4 protein-coding genes are annotated in these 3,195 nt (G+C 46.5%); 2 read left to right on the plus strand and 2 right to left on the minus strand.

Going from position 1 to position 3,195, the window contains the following annotated elements; translation table 11 throughout:
* A partial coding sequence (locus V7Z60_RS09490) for an AAA family ATPase (protein WP_334117571.1) occupies positions 1 to 353 on the minus strand: 353 nt, incomplete at its 3' end.
* 236 nt (positions 354 to 589) lie between these two features.
* Positions 590 to 1,489 (minus strand): hypothetical protein, encoded by a 900-nt coding sequence (locus V7Z60_RS09495; RefSeq protein ID WP_334117572.1) that lies wholly within the window; start codon positions 1,487 to 1,489, stop codon positions 590 to 592.
* 371 nt (positions 1,490 to 1,860) lie between these two features.
* Between V7Z60_RS09495 and V7Z60_RS09500 the strand changes: the two genes are divergently transcribed.
* Together V7Z60_RS09500 and V7Z60_RS09505 are read left to right on the plus strand one after the other, a co-directional pair.
* Positions 1,861 to 2,649 carry a YveK family protein gene (locus V7Z60_RS09500; protein WP_334117573.1) on the plus strand — a complete coding sequence of 263 codons (789 nt, stop codon included), beginning with the start codon at positions 1,861 to 1,863 and terminating at the stop codon, positions 2,647 to 2,649.
* A 17-nt stretch (positions 2,650 to 2,666) separates the two neighbouring features.
* Positions 2,667 to 3,195, plus strand: a 529-nt coding sequence (locus V7Z60_RS09505; RefSeq protein WP_334117574.1) for a CpsD/CapB family tyrosine-protein kinase, incomplete at its 3' end; no start/stop codon positions are given.

Below are 3,195 nucleotides of genomic sequence, written 5' to 3' on the forward strand. Positions count from 1 at the left end.
GTTGCACTGAATCCATAGATGTACTTTCGGTCGTCTTCGGCAATGAATGTGAATTCAAATGATGTCGGTCTGTTTTGAGATTCGGAGTCAAATTTGAATGGAGTTACTGGAAGTTCATCTGTAATCTGTACATTATTGGAATTTCTGATCATTATCAGTGCAGCGGTGATTGCCTTGAACAGGCTGCTCTTGCCTGAGGCGTTTGCACCGTAGATGGCGATGGAGCTGACTGCTTCGTGATTTCCCTTTGTCAGGATGTTTTCCTGATGTTCAGTATCCTTGGATGGTTCAAGACTTAGATATACTTTGTCCTTTATGGACAGGAAATTTTCCACTGTGAATTGAATCAGCATTTTTTTGTCCTCCTTCTTTGGGTTGATACAGTACCATAATATGTTCTATAAGCTTGTTTTTCAACAATATTATCTCGTTTTTTGCATTTTTTTGCATATTTAGATTAAATAATGCTTATGTGAATATACAAAACAACACCTGGAATCCATAACCGGACTCCAGGTGTTGTCTTTGCTTGATAATTTGTTTTTTCTGTCTGCAACACCAGGTTCCCTCAGAATCTCGGGAACATCATCTACTTCACGCTTGCAGCCATCTTCACCAGCGTGTCAATGCTCTTTCCCTTCAACACATACAAGACGTTTCCCTTGTTCCACGTCAGCACGTTTTCGCTTGCGGCTGCTTCAAGCTGTCCGCCGCCTTTCGTGTCCGGCGCAGGCAGGTAGTATCGTTCAAGCAGGTCAACGACATGCTGTGCCGTCGGGACCGGATCTTCGCCGGCAACTGCGCTCGCATGAACGACGAATGACCATCTGCCTTCGTTCCATTGCAGGTAGCGCTGTCCCGCGCCTGAGTCCAACAGGCCGCTGATGCCGTGCCCAAGATCGATCTTCGGCAGTCCGCTTGAACTGTCTGATGGCTGGTAGGGGACATCGTTTGCGGCAGCGCTCTCGCTGTCATAAGTCTTTTTGCTGAACGTTGCATAAGGCACATGTCCGCTGACTGCTCCGTCATTCAATCCGTATGGGTTATAGCTGACAATGTAGTCAACGGAGAAGTTGTTCGAGTCACCGGTACAGCGCATGTTCAAATATCCGGGTGCCGAATCGAGTCCTGTTGTACTCGGAAGCAAAACGTTTCCCAAGTTACTTCTTATTGAATCATTAAGTTCCAATAATCGCTTGTTGTTTAAATCCAGTGTCGGAGAAGACGCCGGTGTTTCCTTTGCCTCAGGGGTTGCGTTGGAACCGGAAGAAGCGCTGGAAACTGAACTGGCATTGGAACTTGAGGAATCTTTCCTGACGGAACTTGATGACTGTGACTTTTCCTGGGATTTCTTCGTCCTGACTGACGATACCAGACTTGTTTTCCCGCTTTCACTTGAAGTTTTCTCAGCTTTTTTCTGATTTGAGCAGGCCCCTGAAATCAAGCTTGAGACAAGCAGAATTCCGAAGAGCTTCAATCCCTTTTTCATATATACCACCCCTTTTTGCAAGCGCAATCCTTGAATGATGTCAAACCTCATCTCACTTATAATGATACTGCTTTTAGTTTGTACTTAATTGAAAAAACTGTGAAGTAAAATGCAGCATTGAATAATATTCATGAACGGTAAAAATAAATTAGGGCAAATTTGCTCTACTTTCCGCATTATGATGTGGTAGAATGATTTTTATGGGAACTTGATAAGAATTGAAAAATGTTACGGTTACCTGCTTACATTACAGTTATATTACAAATGATGATTTGACTTGCTGTTTTTTGGATAACTGTGTAAATTAGAAAAACACCTGTCTTGAATTATGTTAAAATGGTGAGAGTAATCTACATATGAGGAGAAGTGAAATGAACGACAACAATAATGAAGAAACAGTCATCGATTTGTCCCGGCTGCTTGGTGCCGTCAGGAAGAGTATCGTAAGCATCATCATCTGGGGCGTGGCGGGGCTACTCGTATCCCTGTTTGCGACATTCATTCTGATGACTCCAAAGTACAGCTCGACAATCGACATCCTGGTCAATCAGAAGGCCGACAACACACAGATGCAGTATACAGCTCAGCAGGCCGACTTGCAGGCAATCAACACCTACAAGGACGTTCTTCAGAAGTCCGTCATCCTGGCACCGGTTGTCAGGGAAGTCAGGGAACGCGACAACTACCAGGGTTCGGTCGGTTCATTGCAGCAGTCAATGACAATCACGAACCAGACGAGTTCGCAGGTTCTTAGCGTAACCGTGACCGACACGAATGCATACACTGCAGCCGATCTTGCCAATACCATCGGCAAGGTCTTTGCAAAAAAGATCAAGACAATGATGAAGATTGACAACGTAACGGTTGTCACGAAGGCCACGGCCAACACGAATCCTGTTTCACCAAATAAGGTCAAGAATGCGGCAATCGGCCTGCTTCTCGGCCTTCTCATCGGCATCGCCATTGCCGTCATCAGGGAACTGCGTGATACGACGGTCAAGAGCGCTGACTTCCTGACCAAGGATCTCGGTCTGACCAATCTCGGTGCTATTTACCATATCAGCAGCGACAATCAGGATTACGGCCTGGTCAGAATCATCGAGAAGAATGCTGCAGGGTCTTCAGAGAATGGCGAAGTTCAGCATCGCCGTCGCGTCTAGGATAGTGGAGGTACGAAATGTCATTGTTTAAGAAAAGAAAGAAGCATCTTGAAACGACAACGATGGACTATGGTGTCCGCATGATCACCGTGTCCAAGGCCGGTTCAGCAAACACTGAACAGTTCAACACAATCCGCACGAACATCGAGTTCTCAAGTGCCGATGAACAGTTCAAGTCAATCATGCTGACGTCATCGATGGCCTCGGAAGGCAAGTCGACCGTTTCGGCCAACCTGGCCGTTGCCTTTGCACGACAGGGCAAGAACACGCTGCTTGTTGACGCAGACCTCAGGCGCCCTACCCTGAACGCAACTTTCAGCATTTCCGATCCCAAGGGACTGACGAACTTTCTGACGGAGAAGGATGCACCTGCAAATTCGTTCATCTACAGGACAACAGTTGATCATCTGAGTGTCATGCCAAGCGGCCCTGTTCCGCCCAATCCTTCGGAACTCATAGGCTCGCGCAAGATGGCAGGACTCATCAAGGGTCTTGAAAGTGCCTATGACATCATCATCTACGATGCACCGCCTCTTTTGAGCGTAA

The organism is Ligilactobacillus sp., from assembly GCF_036846325.1.
Lineage (GTDB): Bacteria > Bacillota > Bacilli > Lactobacillales > Lactobacillaceae > Ligilactobacillus.

What these genes read in the sequence shown, in the direction of transcription:
- V7Z60_RS09500 (WP_334117573.1), top strand. Translation starts at nt 1,861, where the DNA reads ATGAACGACAACAATAATGAAGAAACAGTCATCGATTTGTCCCGGCTG.
- V7Z60_RS09495 (WP_334117572.1), bottom strand. Translation starts at nt 1,489, where the DNA reads ATGAAAAAGGGATTGAAGCTCTTCGGAATTCTGCTTGTCTCAAGCTTG.